The organism is Pseudomonas sp. SK2, assembly GCF_016772395.1.
Taxonomy (GTDB): Bacteria; Pseudomonadota; Gammaproteobacteria; order Pseudomonadales; family Pseudomonadaceae; genus Aquipseudomonas; species Aquipseudomonas taiwanensis.
Genome location: NZ_CP061944.1, coordinates 5,039,767 through 5,058,631 on the forward strand (window position 1 = coordinate 5,039,767; position 18,865 = coordinate 5,058,631).

An 18,865-nucleotide genomic window follows, 5' to 3' on the forward strand; every position below is an offset into this window, starting at 1 on the left:
GTTACTCCCTCAGCGGTAAACCGGGAAATCGGCGCACAGGGCGGCGACGTTCTTGGCCACATCGGCTTCGACGTCGGCATCGCCGAGGTTGTCGAGGATGTCGCAGATCCAGCCGGCCAGGGCCACGCACTGGGCAACCTTGAAGCCGCGGGTGGTGACGGCCGGGGTACCGATGCGCAGGCCAGAGGTGACGAACGGCGACTGCGGGTCGTTCGGTACGGCGTTCTTGTTGACGGTGATGTGGGCGCGACCCAGGGCGGCGTCGGCGTCTTTGCCGGTCAGGCCCTGACGAATCAGGCTGACCAGGAACAGGTGGTTGTCAGTGCCGCCGGAGACCACGTCGTAGCCGCGATCGACGAACACCTGGGCCATGGCCTGGGCGTTCTCGATGACTTGTTTCTGGTAGGCCTTGAATTCAGGTTCCAGCGCTTCCTTGAAGCACACGGCCTTGGCAGCGATGACGTGCATCAGCGGACCGCCCTGGGCGCCTGGGAAGACGGCCGCGTTGAGTTTCTTCTCGATCTCTTCGTTCGACTTGGCCAGGATCAGGCCGCCACGAGGGCCGCGCAGGGTCTTGTGGGTGGTGGTGGTGACCACATCGGCGAACGGAATCGGGTTCGGGTACAGGCCAGCGGCGACCAGGCCGGCCACATGGGCCATGTCGACGAACAGCAGCGCGCCCACTTTGTCGGCGATGGCGCGGAAGCGTGGGAAGTCGAGGGTCTTGGAGTAGGCCGAGAAGCCAGCAACGATCATCTTCGGCTTGTGCTCGACAGCCAGGCGCTCGACTTCGTCGTAGTCGATCAGGCCGGTGTTGGTGTCGATGCCGTATTGGACGGCGTTGTACAGCTTGCCCGAGGACGACACCTTGGCGCCGTGGGTCAGGTGGCCGCCATGGGCCAGGCTCATGCCCAGGATGGTGTCGCCGGCCTGCAGCAGGGCCAGGTAGACAGCGCCGTTGGCCGAGGAGCCAGAGTGTGGCTGGACGTTGGCGTAGTCGGCGCCGAACAGCTGCTTGGCGCGCTCGATGGCCAGCGCTTCGACTTTGTCGACATGCTCGCAGCCGCCGTAGTAACGCTTGCCTGGGTAGCCCTCGGCGTACTTGTTGGTCAGGCCGCTGCCCTGGGCCTGCATCACGCGCTTGCTGGTGTAGTTCTCCGAGGCGATCAGCTCGATGTGATCTTCCTGACGCTGTTCTTCGGCATTCATCGCCGCCAGCAGTGCATCGTCATAACCTTGGATCTGGTCTTGCTTGCTGAACATCTTGTTTCTCCCGGCAGCGATCGTTTCTTGTCTGTAAGGCACTGTGGCCCTTTATGGCGATGGTATGACTGGCCGGGGTGACTCAGATGCCTGCGCACGCCTTGCAATGGCGCGTTTACGACATTCGTCGTTGTGCTGTTTATGCCGGCCCTGTCACGGGCGAACCCGCGTCCACAGCCAGTGCGGTGTGCTGAAGGCCTGTGGTATCGCTGTGGGAGCGGCTTTACCCGCGAGAAGGCCAGCCCGGCCACCACACATATCAACCGATGCGCAGCTTGTATAGGCAACCGCCGAAGCGATGGTTTAGAGTGCTGTTCTGCGTCGTTCACAGGACCGTGTCATGCCAGATAACAGCCAACAATTCGCCAGCGACAACTACTCCGGAATCTGCCCCGAAGCCTGGGCGGCGATGGAAAAGGCCAACCATGGCCACGAACGCGCCTACGGCGACGACCAGTGGACCGAGCGCGCCTCGGAGTACTTCCGCAAACTGTTCGAAACCGACTGCGAAGTGTTTTTCGCCTTCAACGGCACTGCCGCCAACTCCCTGGCCCTGGCCTCGTTGTGCCAGAGCTACCACAGTGTGATCTGCTCTGAGACCGCCCACGTCGAAACCGACGAATGCGGCGCGCCGGAGTTCTTCTCCAACGGCTCCAAGCTGCTCACCGCGCCTAGCATCGAAGGCAAGCTTACCCCGGCGTCGATCCGCGAAGTGGCCCTCAAGCGCCAGGACATCCACTACCCCAAGCCACGTGTGGTCACCATTACCCAGGCCACCGAAGTGGGCACCGTGTACCGCCCCGACGAGCTCAAGGCGATCAGCGCCACCTGCAAGGAGCTGGGCCTTAACCTACACATGGACGGGGCGCGCTTCACCAATGCCTGTTCGTTCCTCGGCTGCTCGCCGGCCGAGCTGACCTGGAAGGCCGGCGTCGACGTGTTGTGCTTTGGCGGCACCAAGAACGGCATGGCCGTCGGTGAGGCGATCCTGTTCTTCAATCGCGCCCTGGCCGAAGACTTCGACTACCGCTGCAAGCAAGCCGGGCAACTGGCTTCGAAGATGCGTTTCCTGTCGGCGCCATGGGTCGGGCTGCTGGAGGATGGCGCCTGGCTGCGCCACGGCGCCCACGCCAACCGCTGCGCACAGTTGCTGGCGTCGCTGGTCAGTGATTTGCCTGGGGTGGAGCTGATGTTCCCGGTGGAGGCCAACGGGGTCTTCCTGCAGATGCCGGAACCCGCCATCGAAGCGCTGCGTCAAAAGGGCTGGCGGTTCTACACCTTCATTGGTAACGGTGGGGCGCGCTTCATGTGCTCGTGGGATACCGAAGAGGCCAGAGTTCGCGCGTTGGCGGCGGATATCAGAGCCATCATGGGCCATTGATCGAGCCCACTATTGAGGCTCGGCACATCGGGCCTCAATACCGGTTAATTAGTTGCAAGCTGCAACTGGCAGTTCTGACAGTTGTGCACTTTCCGACGGGCGCCCTATTTTGATATGCCTCGTGACGTGACCGAATACCCACAGGAAGGTGCCAGATGCCAAGTGCGAATAAAAACATCGATAAAAATTTAGTCATCATCGACCATACCCCCTATACATTAGATGAGTTTGCCGGGTTACCCTTGTTCTGCCTGACCGCCAATGACTGGTTCACTTATGTGACGGGCGGAGACTTTCAGACTTTCATTCTCAAGGAAGTACAAAAAAAGCAGGAGGCAGACTGGAGTACAAGGCTCAACCTAACTTCTACAAATGGCGGAGTAACCACCGAGGCACCCGCGCCTCTACTTGAACTTGCAAAACGCAGTCCAACCCCAAACGGAAATAGCCTCACACTCACGGTCGATAATGAAGGCATCATAATCCAAGATAAAATAACTGTTTATGACGTGCTCACCACATTGGCCCAGTCAGCGGATCGAAGAATCGCCTTCAGCAGCAAAAAGTATCGAGTGAAACTCTATCAATATGCTTACTTTAGCGAGCAGGGTTTCGCCTTTGTAAACCTTAACCTCGAATCGCTCTGACACAACTGAATTACGCTTTCGCCCGAACAGCAGGCCTGTTCGTTGCGTCGTCGAGGCAGCATCGCTGGCAAGCAGGCTCCTACAGAGAGCGGACAGCACCTGTAGGAACCGCTTGCCGGCGATGAACGCAGCACAAATCTAAAGCTTGAACCCGCCCATTTGCCGCGCCAGGTCATCGGTCAACCCGCGCAAGGCCTGACACTCTTGCCTACAGCCCTGCACCTCGGCCGCCGTCTCCCTGGCCAAGTCGGAAATCCCCTGCACTGTCCGATTGATTTCCTCGGTCACCGCCGACTGCTCTTCGGTCGCCGTGGCCACTTGGCTGTTCATGTCGCTGATGTGCTCGACCTGATCGGTAATCGCGCCCAGCGATGTCCCGGTGCGCTGGCTGGACTCGACACCGCTACCGGTCGCCTGCTGCCCGGCCTGCATCGAACTCACGGCCATGCCGGCGCCATGCTTGAGGCGCTGGATCATGTGCTGGACTTCGTCGGTGGACACCTGCGTACGCCGCGCCAACGTGCGTACCTCGTCGGCGACCACCGCGAAACCACGGCCCATTTCCCCCGCCCGCGCCGCTTCGATGGCAGCGTTCAGCGCCAGCAGGTTGGTCTGCTCGGAAATGCTGCGGATAACGGCAAGAACTTCGTCGATAGAGGAGACTTCATCCGCCAACTGCGCAACTGCATCCGCCGCTTTGCCGATATCGCCGGACATGCCCTCGATGCCCTGTATCGACCGGCGCACCACCTCGCGCGCCTGCAAGGCTTCGTCACGAGCCGACTGCGATGCCTGGGCTGCATCACCGGCGTTGCGGGCGATGTCCTGCACGGTCAGGCCCATCTCGTGCACAGCCGTGGCGACCATCTCGGTCATTTCCTGCTGCCGCCCCGAGCGCTCGGCGGTGTTGTCCACTACCCGGGTCACTTGCCCGACCGCCAGGTGCAGGCGCTCGGTGGTGCGCAGCACCTCGCCGATCAGTGCGCGCTGGCTGTCGACGAACTGGTTGAAGCCGCGCGCCAGGTCGCCAAGCTCATCTTCACGCGAGTCATCCAGGCGCTGGCTGAGGTCTCCCCCGCCACTGCCGATCTGCACCAATGCCGCAGTGACCTGGCGGATTGGCCGCACCAGCCCGCGCGCCATCAGTACCACCAACAGCAATGAAACCAGCGCCACGGCACCACCGATCAGGCTGGTGAGCCACACGGCCTGGCGCGCCTGGGCGTAGATCTCGGCTTCCGGCACTTCGGCCACCAGCGTCCAGTTCAAGTCGCGCAGGGGCAGGCCCAGGGCCAGGTAGTCTTCACCGTCACGGCTGAAGCGGGTGCTGTGCAGGTTGTCACCTGCAGCCATGACCGCCTTGGCGGCCTCGGCGCCGATCTGCTCCGTAAGCTGGCGTTTGCCGCTGAACGTGTTCTCTGGATGCACCTGGATCAGGCCATCGTTGCGCACCAGCATGACCCGTCCGTGCTCGCCGAAGCTGAAGTCATGGATCAGCTTCGACAATTCGGTCATGCGCAGGCCCATGCCCGCCACACCCACCAGTTGGCCGTTCTTTTCCACGCGATAGTCGATGAACAGCGCCAGCTCCCCGGTGGAGCCGTCGATGTCGATATTGATCAGGCGCTCGGCGCCGCTGTCGATGTAGCCATAGAACCACGTGTCCTTGGGGTTGTCGCGGCTCAGGGTTCGGTCCAGGCCCTTCTCGTTGTAGTAGTGGCCAGTTTCGGTCGAGGCGAACAGGGTGGTGAAGGCTCGGTTGCGCTGCTTGGCAGCCTCCAAGTACTCGATGAAACGGGGCGCTTCGGCGGGGTTCTCACCGGCTGCGAGCCAGTCGCGCAGCAGGGTGTTGCCCGCGATGTCGGCCGCTGCGGTCAGCGGCTGCCCGAGCATACGCTCGATGTCGTTGCGGATGGCTTCGATGCTGGCCGGCAATGCCGTGTCGACCAAATACCGGTCGGTCAGGCGGTTGACCGCCACCGTATAGATCGCCACCACCACCAGGATGCTCGCCAGCAGGGCCGCGCCCATGCTCGCGATCAACTGCCACTGGATACTGCGCCGCCAGATACGCATGCCACCACTCTCCCACCAATTATTGTTTTGGGGGAAGTGTATACACTTACGTATCCAGTTAATCCAGCGATCTGACGCAAGCTGCTGCGCCTTGTGGGAGCGGGTTCGCCGGCGAATGCGATGTTGCGTTCACCGCCGCATTCGCGAGTAAACCCGCTCCTACAAAGGGTCGGTGCAGAAGTTATTGCTCGGCAATGGTCCGAACGATCGCGTCCACGGTGGCGTCGATCTGCGCCTGGGTGCGCTCAAGGGTCTGCTGGTGTTCGCGTTGCAGTTCAACCTGCTTGGAACACAAATTCAGGGCCGCCAGCACCAGCAGTTTGTCACCGATCAGGGTCGGGTACTGTCGCTTGGTCTCGGCCAGGGCGGTGTTGAGCATCCGTACCGCCTGCGCCAGGGTCTCCTCCTGGCCTTCGGGCGCCTTGATCGAATAGTCGTTGCCAAGGATCGACACGACGTTGATCGGCTGCGCTTGCAGTCTCATGCGCCGACGACACCTGCGCTGGCGCGCTCAACCAATGCCTGGATACGGGCAGCGGTAGCACCGTGCTTTTCTTCCTGCTCCATCAGCGACAGCTGCAGGGTCTCGTTTTCCTCCTTGGCTTGGGCCAATTGCTGGCCGAGGGCGGTATTTTGCTCGGTGAGCTGAGCGTTTTTCTGCATCAGGTCGCTGACCAGTTGCTCGAGTTGATTCAGGGAGGCTTCCAACATAGGTCTATCTCGGGTTGTTGCAAAGGGCGCACACGATAAAGAAAAGCGCGAACCCTCGCCATTAAATATCGGATTTTCAAGGCTATTGCCTGCGCAGATTGACAGGGTAAGCAGCACCTTGTTCCGACCTGGGTCAACCGCCGGTCAGGAAAACCGTTAGCGACCTCACATAATTGTCCGGTCGCACTCAAGACCGATCAGTCACGTCCGATAGCTTGTCAGGTCATATTTTGTCGCACGGACCGCGCCTTCATTTCCCTGGACCCCTCTCCCATGTCCCTACGCAACATGAACATTGCCCCGCGCGCACTCCTCGGGTTCGCGCTGATCGGCCTGCTGATGCTCGGCCTCGGTGTTTTCTCGCTCATCCAGATGGGCAGCATCCGACAGGCGGGCGTCGCCATCGAGAACATCAGCGTGCCGAGCATCAAGACCCTCGATGAGCTGACATCGCTCAACCTGCGCCTGCGTACCCTCTCGTACCGCCTGTTGACCAACCGGGAGCCAGAAACTCAGCGCGATACCCTGGCCCTGCTGGACCAGCGCAATGCCCAGATCGACCAGGCCCGTCGTGCCTACGAGCCACTGATCAGCGCAGCCGATGAACAGGCCGCATTCGACCAGTACACGCAACTGCTCAATCAGTACCGTCAGCTCGAAGCCCGCATGCGCAGCCTGAGCCAGGCCAATCGCACCGACGAGCTGCGCGACCTGCTCAATCGCGATCTGTTGGCAAACTCCGAACAAATCAACAAGGTCATGGATACCCTGGTACGGATCAACACCGAGCAGACCCGCGCGACCAACGAAACCGCCGCCAGTCAGTACGACACCGCCTTCGCCCTGGTGGTCGGGCTGTTGATTGCCGCCACCGTACTGACCTTCCTCTGCGCGTTTCTACTGACCCGCAGCATCGTCAAACCTATCGAGGAAGCGCTCAAGTGCGCCGAACAGGTGGCCGATGGCGACCTGACCCACACCATCCGTGCCGAAGGCACCGACGAAGCTGCTCGCCTGCTGCGTGCCATGGCCCGCATGCAGGACAAACTGCGCGACACTTTGCAATTGATCGCCGGCTCCGCCACCCAGCTGGCGTCGGCTGCCGAAGAGTTGAACAGCGTTACCGACGAAAGCGCCCGTGGCCTGCAGCAGCAGAACAATGAAATCGAACAGGCCGCCACCGCCGTCACCGAGATGACCAGCGCAGTGGAAGAAGTGGCGCGCAATGCGGTCAGCACTTCGGAAGCCTCCAGCGAGGCCAGCCGTTCGGCAGGCGATGGCCGCGACCTGGTGATGGAGACGGTCGGTGCCATCGAACGCATGAGCGGCGATGTGCAGGCCACTGCCAAGCTGATCACCCACCTGGCCGAGCAATCACGCGACATCGGCAAGGTGCTGGATGTGATCCGGGGCCTGGCCGACCAGACCAACCTGTTGGCGCTCAATGCCGCCATCGAGGCCGCCCGCGCCGGTGAAGCTGGCCGTGGTTTCGCGGTGGTGGCCGATGAAGTGCGGGCGCTGGCCCATCGTACCCAGCAATCGACCAGCGAAATCGAGCGCATGATCGGTAGCATCCAGGGCGGTACCGACGAGGCCGTGGCGTCGATGCGCACCAGCACCGAACGCGCCGAGTCCACCCTCAACATCGCCCGTGGCGCCGGTATGGCGCTGGATACCATTGCCGGCGCAGTGGCGCAGATCAATGAGCGAAACCTGGTGATCGCCAGCGCGGCGGAAGAGCAGGCCCAGGTGGCGCGGGAAGTGGACCGCAACCTGGTCAACATCAATGACCTGTCGGTACAAAGCGCGACAGGAGCGCATCAGACCAGTGCGGCGAGTGCGGAGTTGTCGCGCCTTGCAGTGGATTTGAATGGACTGGTGGCGCGGTTCCGCACCTGAGAAAGCGGGGCCGCTCGCGGCCCATCGCAGCAAGCCGGCTCCTGCACAAAAGGGTGCAGGAGCCAGCCATTTCGGATCAGTATTCGATCCGTACATCCCCCTTCGGCACACTGCAGCACGACAGGATGTAGCCTTCGGCTTCGTCTTCCTCGGTAATACCGCCGTTGTGCTCCATCTCCACTTCGCCACCGAGCTTGAGTACCTTGCAGGTGCCACAGATGCCCATGCCGCAGGCTTTGGGAATCATCAGCCCGACCTTTGCCGCCGCCGCATGCACTGTTTCGCCCGGCGCGACGCGGATGCTCTTGTCGCTGCCGACGAACTCCACCAGGTTCAGGTCCGATGCGTCCAGTTCCGGCGCGTCGGCGGCCTGTTCGGCATGTTCGACCGCATCGGCCTTGGCCTCTGGCGGCGTGGCGCCGAACGACTCTTCGTGGTAGTTCTTCATGTCGAAGCCCACCGCTTCGAGCATGCGCTTGACCGCGCTCATGTATGGCGTCGGCCCGCAGCAGAACACCACGCGCTCCATGTAGTCAGGGGCGATCAGCTCCATCAGCCGCTGGTTCAGGTAACCACGGTAGCCCGCCCACGGCTCGCCCAAACCATGCTTCTCGCAAATGATGTGCAGGCTGAAGTTAGGGATGCGCGACGCCATCTGCTCCAGCTCACGGTGGTAGATGATGTCTTTGGGCGAACGGGCGCTGTGGACGAACACCATGTCGACATTGCCGTTGGTGTCATAGAACCAGCGCGCCATCGACATCACCGGGGTAATGCCCACGCCACCCGACAGGTAAAGCACTTTCGGCGCGGGGAAGTCGATGGCGTTGAACAGCCCGACAGGGCCGTGCACCGGCACCTCAAGGCCTTCGTGCATAGTGTCGTGCAGGAAGTTGGACACCAGCCCCCCCGGCACGCGCTTGACGGTGATCGAGAAGCTGTACGGCACCGATGGCGAGCTGGAGATGGTGTACGAACGCATTACCTGCTTGCCGTCGATTTCAAGCTCCAGGGTGACGAACTGCCCTGGCTTGAAGAAGAACATGATCGGCTGGTCGGCCATGAAGCAGAAGGTGCGCACGTCCCAGGTCTCCTGGATGACCTTGACGCAGCGCACGATGTGGCGGCCGTTGGCCCAGGTCTGGGTGGTGACCGGATTGAGGAAGGTATCGGACATGTTCATCTCCAGCGGCCGACTATTGGCCTTTTATGGCTTGGATAATGCGCAAGCTGAAGGCGACGTACATTCCTGCCAGCGACATCGGCGTGCTTATCGCGACCAGCCGCGCACTACAAGGGTTGGCGCGTCGGAATTCGAATCGGCCATGTCGCCCATGGATACGGTTGCTGACGTCTTCGGACGCACACTCCACGGCAAAACAACATGCTGTTTCTTGACGAGCAGCCTTGCGGCACCACAACAACGATTAGCCACCTTTTGCCGGCCGCACACGGCCCCGAGGAATACACGATGGACGTCACCGCAACACTGAGCCTGGGCGATCCACTGGAACCTGCACGCAAGGCCACCGCCGAGATGCTGCAGACCCGCGAGCGCACCTTCTCGCTGCCCCAGCCGTTCTACAACGACGAGCGTCTGTTCCAGATCGACATGCAGGAGATCTTCCACAAGGAATGGTTGATCGCGGGGCTTGTCAGCGAGATCCCGACCAAGGGCAACTTCCTGACCCTGCAGATCGGCAAGAACCCGATCATCGTGATCCGCGGTGCCGAGGGCAAAGTGCATGCCTTCCACAACGTCTGCCGTCACCGCGGCTCGCGTCTGTGCACCAGCGAAAAAGGCAAGGTGGCCAAGCTGGTCTGCCCTTACCACCAGTGGACCTACGAGCTCGACGGCCGCCTGCTGTTCGCCGGCACCGAAATGGGCGCCGACTTCGACATGAACCAGTACGGCCTCAAGCCTGTGAATGTGAAGGTCGCCGGTGGCTACATCTTCATCAGCCTGGCGGAAAACCCACCCGCCATCGACGAGTTCCTGGCCACCCTGGACCACTACATGGAACCGTACGACATGGAAAACACCAAGGTGGCGGTGCAGACCACCTTGATGGAAAAAGCCAACTGGAAACTGGTGCTGGAAAACAACCGCGAGTGCTATCACTGCAACGGCTCCCACCCTGAGCTGCTGAAAACCCTGCTGGAATGGGACGACACCAACGACCCACGCGCCGACCAGGCCTTCAAGGACCACGTGGCCGCCTCCGCCGCTGCCTGGGAAGCCGAGAAGATCCCGTACCTGCACAAGAGCCATGGCCTGCGTAACCGCATCGTGCGCATGCCGCTGCTCAAGGGCACCGTGTCCATGACCATGGACGGCAAGCAGGCGTGCAAGAAGTTGATGGGCCGCATCAAGAACCCGGACCTGGGCTCGATGCGCATCCTGCACCTGCCGCACTCGTGGAACCACTGCATGGGCGACCACATGATCGTGTTCACCGTGTGGCCGATCAGTGCCCAGGAAACCATGGTCACCACCAAGTGGCTGGTGCATAAGGATGCCGTGGAAGGCGTGGACTACGACCCTGAGCAGATGCGCAAGGTATGGGACGCCACCAACGACCAGGACCGCCGTCTGGCGGAAGAGAACCAGCGCGGGATCAACTCCACCGCCTACCAGCCTGGGCCGTATTCGAAGACCTATGAGTTCGGCGTGGTGAACTTCATCGATTGGTACAGTCAGCGGTTGCTGAACAATCTGGGGGCCGAGCCTGCGCCGTATCTGAAGGAAGTTCAGGCACAGTGATCGATGCCGCGCCTCGCCCACACTGGGCGAGGCGCGGTCAACCCGGGCCCCGCCGGACGGTACGACACCGACCCGGTCAGCGGCTTCTAACCATCACGCTGTTCAACACATCCTCATCTGCACGAGAAACCTGCCTGGCCAGCGCGGCCCCTGGTAGTCGATAGGCCCAGTGCACCGTATCCAGTGCCGCCTTCCCTGTTCTGATCCCTGCCTGCAAGGCCGCCCTTCGCACGAAAGAAGGGAGAAGCACCTGGCCCATGGCCTCTATCGCTACGCTCCATCTATTTATTCCGTGCTGGTCAGCCAGCGCGGTCCAGGTTCTAAATGTCTGGTAACTGTGCAAATTGGTCCCCACTGCGACAAAACCACTGCTTGCGGCCCCGGCCCAGGCGAGCTGCCCTGCCAATGACGCTGCAGGGGATGAGGGGGTCTGGAGGACATTTCGGGTGACATTGGCGACAGCCCCCATGGGCGCTGCGGCGTAACCGATCAGACTGTCCGCAAGCTCGGGGAGCAAGGGCGCCTGGCTCACCGTCTCACCTTGTGCCCTTTGCACCCGCTGTTTAGTCACGACCAGCGCCCTACGATTGCCAGCGGCAAGCGCCGTCGACAGGCTGGAAAATGCCTGAGTGCCCACAGGGATCCACTCCAGAACGCGACCTGTCGGATCATATTTGTTCACCGGGTCGCCCGCGCAATAGGCGTAGCTGTTCACCCCCCCCTCACCGAAGGGGCTGCGTGAATCCGGCGAGTGGAGACGCATGATCGCTGGGTTGAATTGACGATACCCATTGCCCAAGTGGTAGCAAGCTGTCAGCTCATCTCTGGGCTCCCCACAGAATGCACTCATTGGCCCACCCTGGGCGGCAGTCGATCCATAGGCTGTATAGGCTCTTGCTTGGTTTTGCGCACCATTGAGGACCGAATGCTGCCGATCAGTCGCCAACAACTGCACAAAGCTCATGGTGACAGGCTCCAGAGAATGGTTGTGCCCAACCTAGTGGAGTTCGAAGCGGCTGAAAACTAGCAAAAATGATAGGTGTGAAGCCTCTTACTCACAGACTTACCCACAACCCAAGTGCAAAGACAACGCGCGTCTACCTCTCGTCATACGACCGTGTGTTTGATCATTTTCTGATCAAACCTCTACAGGCACTGTAAACAAAGGCCTGGAAGCCTCTGCGAACACATTGTCCACAGAGCAACCAACAAAGAATGTGGGAAACAGCAGTTCAGCCGAAAAGGGATGTGGAAAAGTGTCTAGAACTCCCGAAATCAGTGGCTTGTGTGCGTAACAGGAGAATTTGGACAAAAAATGATCGTTTCCATGAAGCCCTTTGATTTCACCGCATCCAGGGATGGGCGAACATATTATCCACAGACCGGCTAACAGGGATTGTGGGCAATATCAGGTCAATGCCGCGAATCACGACTCAAGCACGCTCGCTGAAGGCTGATCATTTTTTGATCTAATCTCTGAAAGGCGCATGATCAAAGGCGCACAGCCATGCACCAACACTTTATCCACACCTTGGCGAACAGATTCCGTGGGCAAAATTGCGGTTCACCTGGTATTTCTGCCAGTTTCGCTCCTGGGAGGGGCGTGATGAAGTGGATGCCACTATTAAGGCATCACTGCGAGCGCACTTATGCACAATCGTCTGCTGGGTACCGTGAAGTGGTTCCACGAAGACCATGGGATGGGTGTTATCAGCAGCGATGAGGAAGAGGTGGATTACTTCGTGACTCAGCTTGCGATCATCGAGGGTGGCCAGGGCAGCCTGCAGGAGGGAGAGCGGGTATCGTTCGAGCCGGTGATAGAGGGAGTCGCTTGTTGGGCGTTCAATGTCATACGGGAACAGCCTTGAAGGCCCTATCGCCGAGAAGCCGGCGACAGGGCCGTTGGATTCAGCGCAAGACCCCCTCCTCCACCAGCAACTTGAGGATGGCCTCGGCCCCTTCCTGCGGCGAAACGTCCTTCAACACCTTGCCCCCACCACCGCTGGCCTTGGCCGTCGCCGCCTTCATCCGGTCGGCTCCGCTCTTGGCCTTGATCACCTTCAGCCGCTTTGGACGTGGCCGCGCCGGTTGCAGCTCGGCGTCCGCCAGCAGTTCATCCTCGAGGATATCCACATTGCGCGCCGCCAACACGCCCCGGCGCGCTGGCCCAAAGGCGCTCTGACGGGGCTTAGGTGCGGCGTTATCCACAGTCGCCAGCAGCGGCAGGCGTACCTTCAAACGGCGTCGCTGACCACGCGGCAGCGCTTGCAGTACCTGGGCAGTACCGTTCTCGATGGATTCGACTTCGGCCAGCCCTACCACCAGCGGCCAACCCAGCTTCTCAGCCAACAGAAACGGCAGCATGCCCGAACCTTCACCCGTCTCGGCCTGGCTTCCGGTCAATACCATTTGGGCCCCTGCGTCACGCAGGTAGTCGCTCAACACTCCCAGCACATCGGCGCCGGCAGGCTGTTCCAGCACATCCAGGTGATCCAGCCCCATGCCCAGGTAAGCACGCAGCGCTTCCTCACGAGGGTCACCTGCGTGCACCACCTGCAAGTTATCCCCAGCCAGTTGCAAACCCAGTTCCACGGCTCGGGCGTCCTGCTCGGCGCGACGGGCGCGGCCGGAGCTTGGGTGGGCACCGATGGAAACCAGGCTGATGACTTTCGTACTCATGCTCGTGCCCTTATGCCGCGTCGCGCTGGCCGCCGCTGCGGAAGTTGTCCACAGCCTCGATCAGTGCCTTGAGAATCGCCGAACTGTCGCCAATCACCGACAGGTCCGCCCGTTTGATCATGTCGCAGCCAGGGTCCATGTTGATCGCCACCACCTTGTCGCAGGCACCGATGCCCTGCAGGTGCTGGATCGCACCAGAGATACCCACCGCCACGTAGACCCGCGCGGTTACCCAGGTACCCGTGGCACCCACCTGACGGTTGCGCGGCATGAAGCCGTCGTCCACCGCCACCCGCGAGGCGCCTTCGGTGGCACCGAGCGCTGCGGTGGCCTTGTGGTACAGGTCCCAGTCCTTGACACCATTGCCACCCGAGACGATGAACTCGGCCTCGGCCATGGCGATGGTGGCCGGATCGACCGCGACCGAACCCAGGTCTTCAATACGCGACAGGCTGCGCGCAACGCTTGTGGACAACTCCACCGGCAAGGCTTCGTGACGGGTTTCGCTGACCGGCTCGGCGCACTCCGCGGCGGCCAGGATCAACCGAGGCACACTGCGTTGCAGGTCCTGCTGACCGGCACCGGCGCGGCCGATGCACTGGCCGTCCTTGACCTGCCAGACCCGCGTTGCCGGGCGCTCGCCCAACGTCGCGCCCAGACGCCGCCCCAGTTCGCCGCCCCCGGTGCGGCTGTCGGGCAGCAACCAATGGCGCGGGGTGAATTGGTTATCCACAGCGCGCAGGGCTTGTACCAGTTGTTCCGGCGCATAACCTTGGTACTGCTCGCCTTCGATGACCAGCAAGCGGTCGACGCCGGCTGTGGAAAAGTTGCTTTCCTTGTGCTCGCCAAACACGATCGCCAGCACCGCACCGTCGCTGCCGGCCAGGCTATGGGCCAGGCCAAGCAGGTCACGGTCGTGGCTGCTCAGGCGACCACCGACCATGTCTGGAACCACGGCGATGTAGAACGCAGGGGCCGGCACCTGGTGCAGCGGCAGCTGCACTTGCGCGGCGGCGGCGCGGCGCCCGCCCACACCAGTGCCCTGCTGGGCGCCACTGCGGTCGATGCGCTTGATGCCATGGGGGCCGATGAAGCCTGCGGCAATGGCATGGGGGTTCTTGCGGATGAGGCCGTTGGGCCCCATCCAGCTGGTCTGCTGCGTCTGCATCGCCGCGTGCAGCGGATGCAGACGGTTACGGGCGATCCACTCGGCGCGTGGGTCGCGGCGGATGATGTCGCTCATCAGTGCACCTCCGCAGGTTCACGTTTGGCCGCTTGCGACTTTGCGCTTGCAGGGGTTTCCTCTTCGATCAGCACATCGGCTACCAACTCGGCGAGGTCCTTGATCTGTGGACGCGGTTCGACCACGCCTTCGAGCATTGCCGTGCACTGCGGGCAACCAACCGCCACCAGCTCGGCTTCGGTCTGGCGGATATCGTCCATGCGCATGTCCGGAATACGTTGCTTGCCAGGGATGTCAGTGATCGGCGCACCACCACCACCGCCGCAGCAGCGGGAGCGGAAGCCCGAACGCTCCATCTCGCGCACTTCGATACCCAGCGCCTTGAGCACCGCGCGCGGGGCTTCGTACTCGCCGTTGTAGCGCCCCAGGTAGCATGGGTCGTGATAGGTGACGCTGCCGCCCTTGTGCTGGCCGAGGTTGAGCTTGTTCGCGGCGATCAGCTCGGCGATGTAGGTGCTGTGGTGCTGCACCTGGTACTCGCCGCCCAGCGCGCCATACTCGTTCTTCAGTACGTGGAAGCTGTGCGGGTCGCAAGTGACGATGCGCTGGAACTTGTACTTGGCCAGGGTCTGGATGTTGCGCTTGGCCAACTGCTGGAAGGTCGCTTCATCGCCCAGGCGCCGCGCCACATCACCGCTGTCGCGCTCTTCCAGGCCGAGCACGGCGAAGTCCACGCCAGAGGCCTTGAGCACTTTCACGAACGAGCGCAGGGTGCGCTGGTTGCGCATGTCGAAGGCACCGTCGCCGACCCAGAACAGCACCTCGGTGGCTTTCACGTCCGACAGCAGCTTCAGGTTGAGGTCGGCCGCCCAGTTCATGCGCCCGCCAGGGTTGAAACCGCCCGGGTTGTCGGTGGCGATCAGGTTGTCCAGCACCTCGGCGCCTTTGTTGGGGGTCGCACCTTTTTCCAGGGTCAGGTGGCGGCGCATGTCAACGATGGCATCGACGTGCTCGATCATCATCGGGCATTCCTCGACGCAGGCGCGGCAAGTGGTGCACGACCACAGCGTTTCAGCGTCGACCAGGCCGTTGACGATCGGCTGGTGCGGGTGGCCGCCGTGTTCGCCGATCGGCTTGCCCGGATACGGGCTGCCCGCGAACTGGGCGTCAGTACCACCGGCCAGGCCGATGACCATGTCCTGAATCAGTTTTTTCGGGTTCAGCGGCTGACCGGCGGCGAACGCCGGGCACATCGCTTCACATTTACCGCACTGCACGCAGGCATCGAAGCCAAGTAGCTGGTTCCAGGTGAAGTCCACCGGTTTTTCCACGCCCAGCGGTGCGTTGGGGTCTTCCAGGTCCAGCGGCTTGAGGCCGGTGGAGCGGCCACCGCCAAAGCGTTCTGCGCGCCGGTGCCAGGCCAGGTGCAAAGCCCCGGCGAAGGCGTGCTTCATCGGGCCTCCCCAGGTCATGCCGAAGAACAGCTCCGACACGCCCCACAGCACGCCCAGGCCCAGAACCGCGACCATGACCCAGCCGCCGGTATCGGCCGGCAGGATGCCAGCGACTGGCAAGGTGGCGATGAAGAAGCTCGCGGCGAACGCCAGCAAGCTCTTGGGCAGCCGCATCCACGGGCCCTTGGACAGGCGTGCGGGTGGGTTGCGACGGCGTTTGAAGACGAAGATGGCGCCGCTGAACATGATCACCGTGGCTACCAGCAAGGCATAGCCAAGAATCTTGCTCTGCAGGCCGAAGCCATGCACAAGGATCGCCAGAACGGCCGACAGCACGAAGCCGCCCGCGGTGGCGACGTGGGTCTTGGACATGTACTTGTCGCGCTCGACCACATGGTGCAGGTCCACCAGGTAGCGCCTTGGCATGGCCAGCAGGCCGCCGATCAAGTCGACCTTGGCGGCCCGACCACGCCGCCACATGCGCACGCGACGCAGGGCGCCGAGCACTGCCAGGCCAAGGGCAGCGAACAGCAGGATGGGTAGAAGGGTGTTCAACATGGGAGGCTCCCACAACAGCTGAATTCTTGCGCCGCCCTGAAGGTCGGCGCGGACCCCTGTAGGAGCGAGCGTGCTCGCGATAGCGACCGATCAGACAACCTGGTTGCCAGGGCTGCCGCCATCGCGAGCGAACTCGCTCCTACAGGGGGGCCAGTCCGCCTCTAGAGAGGCGGAGCGATCAGAAGTCCTTGCACAGGCGAAGGGCGTCATAGATCGCAGCATGCACGTTGCGCTGGGCCACGCAGTCACCGATGCGATACAGCAGGTAACCTTCGCCCGGCTGGCTGAGGATCGGCTGCGGCTTGATCGCGAACAGGGCCTCGATGTCGATCTGGCCTTTGTTGCGCGAACCCTCCTTGAGCGCGTAGTACAGCTGCTCGTCAGGACGCACGCCGTTCTCGATCACCACCTGGTCGACCACCCGTTCTTCCTTGGCGCCGGTGTACTCGTTCTCCAGCACCGCCACCACCTTGTCACCCTCGCGGTAGACCTTTTCCAGCATCATGTCGCCGGTCATGATCACTTCTTTCGGGTAGATGCTGCGGTAGTAGGTCGGGAAGGTGGTCCCCCCCATCGCGACACCCGGCTTGATATCGTCAGTGACGATTTCCACCTGGCTGCCCTTGTCGGCCAGGAAGTCCGCGGCAGACATACCAGTGAATTCGCAGATGGTGTCGTACACCAGCACGTTCTTGCCCGGCGCGACCTTGCCGTCGAGTACGTCCCAGCTGCTGACCACCAGCCCTTCGGCAGCGCCCCAGTGCTCGTTCTGTTCGACGAACGGATGGCCGCCCACCGCCAGGACGATGATGTCCGGACGCAGGTCCTGGATGGCATCCACGTCAGCGGCAGTGCCCAGGCGCAGGTCGACTTTCAGGCGGGCGAACTCCAGCTGGTACCAGCGGGTGATACCGGCGATCTGGTCGCGCTGCGGCGCCTTGGCGGCGATGGTGATCTGCCCGCCGATCTGGTCTTTCTTCTCGAACACGGTCACGTCGTGGCCACGCTCGGCGGCGACACGCGCAGCTTCCATACCGGCAGGGCCGGCACCGACCACCACCACCTTGCGCTTGGGCCCGGTGGACTTCTCGATGATGTGCGGCACGCCCATGTATTCACGGGAAGTCGCGGCGTTCTGGATGCACAGTACATCCAAGCCCTGGTACTGACGGTCGATACAGTAGTTGGCACCGACGCACTGCTTGATCTGGTCGACCTGGCCCATCTTGATCTTGGCGATCAGGTGCGGGTCGGCGATATGGGCGCGGGTCATGCCGACCATGTCCACGTAGCCGCCTTCCAGGATACGCGTGGCCTGGTTCGGGTCCTTGATGTTCTGCGCGTGCAGCACCGGGACCTTGACCACTTCCTTGATGCCCGCCGCCAGGTGCAGGAACGGCTCCGGCGGGTAGCTCATGTTCGGGATGACGTTGGCCAAGGTGTTGTGGGTGTCGCAACCCGAGCCGACCACGCCGATGAAGTCGATCATGCCAGTGGCGTCGTAGTAGGCAGCGATCTGCTTCATGTCCTCGTGGCTCAGGCCATCGGGGTGGAACTCGTCGCCACAGATACGCATGCCCACGCAGAAGTCGTCGCCGACTTCCTTGCGCACGGCCTTGAGCACTTCCAGGCCGAACTTCATGCGGCCTTCGAAGGTACCGCCCCATTCGTCGGTACGTTTGTTGACCCGAGGGCTCCAGAACTGGTCGATCATGTGCTGGTGCACGGCCGACAGTTCGACGCCGTCCAGACCACCTTCCTTGGCACGACGCGCAGCTTGCGCGTAGTTGCCGATCACGCGCCAGATCTCTTCCACCTCGATGGTCTTGCAGGTAGCGCGGTGCACCGGTTCACGGATGCCCGACGGCGACATCAGGGTCGGCCAGTTGAAGCCGTCCCAACGCGAACGACGACCCATGTGGGTAATCTGGATCATGATCTTGGCGCCATGCTTGTGCATGGCGTCGGCCAAGTTCTGGAAGTGCGGGATGATCCGGTCGGTGGACAGGTTCACCGACGACCACCACTCCTGCGGGCTGTCGATGGCGACCACCGACGAGCCACCGCAGATGGCCAGGCCGATGCCGCCCTTGGCCTTCTCTTCGTAGTACTTCACGTAACGGTCGGTAGTCATGCCGCCGTCGGTGGCGTAGACCTCGGCATGCGCGGTGCTGAGCACGCGGTTGCGGATGGTCAGTTTGCCGATCTGGATCGGCTGGAACATTGCTTCGAATGCCATGACGCTCTCTC

The 18,865-nt window shown here is 62.0% G+C and carries 15 protein-coding genes and 2 pseudogenes; 5 read left to right on the forward strand and 12 right to left on the reverse strand.

From position 1 onward, the window contains the following. Window positions 1-9: 9 nt before the first annotated feature. Window positions 10-1,263: a serine hydroxymethyltransferase gene (locus IF103_RS22765; protein WP_023382765.1), complete on the reverse strand. Its 1,254-nt coding sequence runs from the start codon at window positions 1,261-1,263 to the stop codon at window positions 10-12. Between the two features lie 340 nt (window positions 1,264-1,603). Between IF103_RS22765 and IF103_RS22770 the strand changes: the two genes are divergently transcribed. Together IF103_RS22770 and IF103_RS22775 are read left to right on the forward strand one after the other, a co-directional pair. Then, window positions 1,604-2,644, forward strand: a complete 1,041-nt coding sequence (locus IF103_RS22770) for a threonine aldolase family protein (RefSeq protein ID WP_023382766.1) — start codon at window positions 1,604-1,606, stop codon at window positions 2,642-2,644. Window positions 2,645-2,799: 155 nt separating this feature from the next. Further along, window positions 2,800-3,291 carry a hypothetical protein gene (locus IF103_RS22775; RefSeq protein ID WP_023382767.1) on the forward strand — a complete coding sequence of 164 codons (492 nt, stop codon included), beginning with the start codon at window positions 2,800-2,802 and terminating at the stop codon, window positions 3,289-3,291. A 138-nt stretch (window positions 3,292-3,429) separates the two neighbouring features. Here IF103_RS22775 and IF103_RS25525 read toward each other — a convergent pair whose 3' ends face one another. The 4 genes and pseudogenes from IF103_RS25525 to IF103_RS22790 all read right to left on the reverse strand — a co-directional run bounded on the left by IF103_RS25525 (window position 3,430) and on the right by IF103_RS22790 (window position 6,078). Beyond that, a complete protein-coding gene (locus IF103_RS25525) occupies window positions 3,430-4,167 on the reverse strand; it encodes a methyl-accepting chemotaxis protein (RefSeq protein WP_374373899.1) in 738 nt (245 codons plus the stop codon). 174 nt (window positions 4,168-4,341) lie between these two features. Next, window positions 4,342-5,367: pseudogene (locus tag IF103_RS25530) on the reverse strand (cache domain-containing protein); the annotation flags it as partial. A 181-nt stretch (window positions 5,368-5,548) separates the two neighbouring features. After that, on the reverse strand, window positions 5,549-5,851 hold the full coding sequence (locus IF103_RS22785; RefSeq protein WP_023382769.1) for a cell division protein ZapA: 303 nt from the start codon (window positions 5,849-5,851) through the stop codon (window positions 5,549-5,551). After that, window positions 5,848-6,078, reverse strand: a complete 231-nt coding sequence (locus tag IF103_RS22790) for a hypothetical protein (RefSeq protein WP_023382770.1) — start codon at window positions 6,076-6,078, stop codon at window positions 5,848-5,850. The genes IF103_RS22785 and IF103_RS22790 overlap by 4 nt, the downstream gene beginning before the upstream one ends. Window positions 6,079-6,351: 273 nt before the next feature. On the opposite strand from IF103_RS22790, the gene IF103_RS22795 reads away from it, so the two are divergent. Further along, window positions 6,352-7,977, forward strand: coding sequence for a methyl-accepting chemotaxis protein (locus IF103_RS22795; RefSeq protein WP_023382771.1), 1,626 nt, complete (start codon window positions 6,352-6,354; stop codon window positions 7,975-7,977). A gap of 76 nt (window positions 7,978-8,053) precedes the next feature. On the opposite strand, the gene gbcB is transcribed toward IF103_RS22795, so the two are convergent. Then, window positions 8,054-9,154 carry a glycine betaine monooxygenase reductase subunit gene (gbcB, locus tag IF103_RS22800; protein ID WP_023382772.1) on the reverse strand — a complete coding sequence of 367 codons (1,101 nt, stop codon included), beginning with the start codon at window positions 9,152-9,154 and terminating at the stop codon, window positions 8,054-8,056. 294 nt (window positions 9,155-9,448) lie between these two features. On the opposite strand from gbcB, the gene gbca reads away from it, so the two are divergent. Next, complete coding sequence (gbca, locus tag IF103_RS22805; protein WP_023382773.1) at window positions 9,449-10,741, forward strand: glycine betaine monooxygenase oxygenase subunit; 1,293 nt, start codon at window positions 9,449-9,451, stop codon at window positions 10,739-10,741. 76 nt (window positions 10,742-10,817) lie between these two features. Here gbca and IF103_RS25225 read toward each other — a convergent pair whose 3' ends face one another. Both IF103_RS25225 and IF103_RS25535 read right to left on the reverse strand, forming a co-directional pair. Then, on the reverse strand, window positions 10,818-11,456 hold the full coding sequence (locus IF103_RS25225) for an RHS repeat-associated core domain-containing protein (protein WP_347176217.1): 639 nt from the start codon (window positions 11,454-11,456) through the stop codon (window positions 10,818-10,820). Between the two features lie 3 nt (window positions 11,457-11,459). Next, window positions 11,460-11,705: pseudogene (locus IF103_RS25535) on the reverse strand (RHS repeat-associated core domain-containing protein); the annotation flags it as partial. 685 nt (window positions 11,706-12,390) lie between these two features. Between IF103_RS25535 and IF103_RS22815 the strand changes: the two are divergent. Beyond that, window positions 12,391-12,609, forward strand: coding sequence for a cold-shock protein (locus IF103_RS22815; RefSeq protein ID WP_023382775.1), 219 nt, complete (start codon window positions 12,391-12,393; stop codon window positions 12,607-12,609). Window positions 12,610-12,649: 40 nt separating this feature from the next. Here IF103_RS22815 and etfB read toward each other — a convergent pair whose 3' ends face one another. From etfB to dgcA, 4 genes are all read right to left on the reverse strand, one after another. Next, the gene (gene etfB, locus IF103_RS22820) at window positions 12,650-13,420 is read right to left on the reverse strand and encodes an electron transfer flavoprotein subunit beta (protein WP_023382776.1); all 771 of its coding nucleotides are present in this window, start codon (window positions 13,418-13,420) and stop codon (window positions 12,650-12,652) included. 10 nt (window positions 13,421-13,430) lie between these two features. Further along, window positions 13,431-14,663: an electron transfer flavoprotein subunit alpha gene (etfA, locus tag IF103_RS22825; protein ID WP_023382777.1), complete on the reverse strand. Its 1,233-nt coding sequence runs from the start codon at window positions 14,661-14,663 to the stop codon at window positions 13,431-13,433. Then, entirely contained in the window at window positions 14,663-16,615 is a 1,953-nt protein-coding gene (dgcB, locus tag IF103_RS22830) for a dimethylglycine demethylation protein DgcB (protein WP_023382778.1), read from the reverse strand. Before dgcB ends, etfA begins: the two co-directional genes overlap by 1 nt. Before the next feature lie 178 nt (window positions 16,616-16,793). Next, a complete protein-coding gene (gene dgcA, locus IF103_RS22835; RefSeq protein ID WP_023382779.1) occupies window positions 16,794-18,854 on the reverse strand; it encodes a dimethylglycine demethylation protein DgcA in 2,061 nt (686 codons plus the stop codon). Window positions 18,855-18,865: the final 11 nt, after the last annotated feature.

Coding starts and splice junctions, on each gene's coding strand:
- IF103_RS22790 (WP_023382770.1), bottom strand. CDS start 6,078: ATGTTGGAAGCCTCCCTGAATCAACTCGAGCAACTGGTCAGCGACCTG.
- gbca (WP_023382773.1), top strand. CDS start 9,449: ATGGACGTCACCGCAACACTGAGCCTGGGCGATCCACTGGAACCTGCA.
- IF103_RS22785 (WP_023382769.1), bottom strand. CDS start 5,851: ATGAGACTGCAAGCGCAGCCGATCAACGTCGTGTCGATCCTTGGCAAC.
- IF103_RS25525 (WP_374373899.1), bottom strand. CDS start 4,167: ATGACCGAGATGGTCGCCACGGCTGTGCACGAGATGGGCCTGACCGTG.
- dgcA (WP_023382779.1), bottom strand. CDS start 18,854: ATGGCATTCGAAGCAATGTTCCAGCCGATCCAGATCGGCAAACTGACC.
- IF103_RS22795 (WP_023382771.1), top strand. CDS start 6,352: ATGTCCCTACGCAACATGAACATTGCCCCGCGCGCACTCCTCGGGTTC.
- IF103_RS22770 (WP_023382766.1), top strand. CDS start 1,604: ATGCCAGATAACAGCCAACAATTCGCCAGCGACAACTACTCCGGAATC.
- etfA (WP_023382777.1), bottom strand. CDS start 14,663: ATGAGCGACATCATCCGCCGCGACCCACGCGCCGAGTGGATCGCCCGT.
- etfB (WP_023382776.1), bottom strand. CDS start 13,420: ATGAGTACGAAAGTCATCAGCCTGGTTTCCATCGGTGCCCACCCAAGC.
- gbcB (WP_023382772.1), bottom strand. CDS start 9,154: ATGTCCGATACCTTCCTCAATCCGGTCACCACCCAGACCTGGGCCAAC.
- IF103_RS22815 (WP_023382775.1), top strand. CDS start 12,391: ATGCACAATCGTCTGCTGGGTACCGTGAAGTGGTTCCACGAAGACCAT.
- IF103_RS22765 (WP_023382765.1), bottom strand. CDS start 1,263: ATGTTCAGCAAGCAAGACCAGATCCAAGGTTATGACGATGCACTGCTG.
- IF103_RS22775 (WP_023382767.1), top strand. CDS start 2,800: ATGCCAAGTGCGAATAAAAACATCGATAAAAATTTAGTCATCATCGAC.
- dgcB (WP_023382778.1), bottom strand. CDS start 16,615: ATGTTGAACACCCTTCTACCCATCCTGCTGTTCGCTGCCCTTGGCCTG.